Genomic DNA, 1,014 nt, shown 5'->3' with positions numbered 1-1,014 from the left:
GCCAGCAGAGGGGTTGAAAAGGTGGTCAGGACGGTGCGAAATGGTTAGCCGGGGACCCTGTGAACAGCTCTGGAATGCGGGGCGGCACACTCGCGGGGTTTCGCCAGCGACAGGGGTAAAATCGGGGTTGATAAAGTGGTTGACAAAATTAGTGCTGAACTCCCATGAAGACTGTTGCCAGAGCGGTTGGAAAGATGCTGGATTTGTCAGGAATGATAAAAAAAGTGTCAACCTGGTTGACAAATTGCGGTTGGCCACTATCCGGTTAGCAATACTGACCACAGTGTTATTCACCACGGCAAAACCGTCGTGTTTTACTTGATATTCAGGCATCTGACCATATACACCGTAACCTATACCTATACGGTTGATGGTTATGATGAAAGAATAACCCAACCGGCCTATCGGCAAATGGATGCCATTCAACCAGAGCTGGTGTTGTAGCAATCATAATCATTCATGCCATGGATTCGATAACGACCTCTACAGTAACTTCGTCAATATCTGGCACAACGACAGATTCTGGCCTTATTGATGTTATAAGTACTTCTCTAAGTACAGTATATGCAGTTGAGCCAACCTCCCATATACCACAATCAATAGCAAGCAGTAGTACAGCTGGTTTCGAACAACAAGGTATTCAAGGCTTGACGGGTAATATAGAGGATCACCGTGAGCAAGAACTGCTAGATGAACTAAATGATATCTTTCCGGATTTTGGAGAAGATTTTGACGATATCGTTGATGATTTAGGTCTGCCATTAGATGAGATCATCAAAATAATGTGTGAAATGAAACAGTGCCCTGATTGTCCTAAATCATACAAATTGCCTCTGGCATTGGAACAGCACTGTATTACTCAACACAAAAAAAAAGGCGCTTTCAAGTGCACCGAGAGAGACTGCCCCGAGAGCTTTGCCGCCGAGTCATGGCTGAAACGACACCTGGTTAGCAAACACAAAAAAGAGGGCGCTTTCAAGTGCACCGAGAGAGACTGCCCCGAGAGCTTTGCCG

At 45.8% G+C, this 1,014-nt stretch carries 2 protein-coding genes; one reads left to right on the top strand and one right to left on the bottom strand.

Annotation, left to right across the window (positions count from 1 at the left end):
- A partial coding sequence (locus ABD892_RS10535) for a hypothetical protein (protein ID WP_345195581.1) occupies positions 1–333 on the bottom strand: 333 nt, incomplete at its 3' end.
- A 131-nt stretch (positions 334–464) separates the two neighbouring features.
- Between ABD892_RS10535 and ABD892_RS10530 the strand changes: the two genes are divergently transcribed.
- On the top strand, positions 465–1,014 hold a 550-nt coding region (locus ABD892_RS10530), incomplete at its 3' end, for a C2H2-type zinc finger protein (RefSeq protein ID WP_345195580.1).

The sequence above is a fragment of the Kistimonas scapharcae genome (assembly GCF_039540975.1).
In the GTDB taxonomy this organism is placed as follows: Bacteria; Pseudomonadota; Gammaproteobacteria; order Pseudomonadales; family Endozoicomonadaceae; genus Kistimonas; species Kistimonas scapharcae.
Note: the sequence above shows the minus strand (reverse complement) of the source record. Positions and strands in the feature narration are given on the sequence as shown.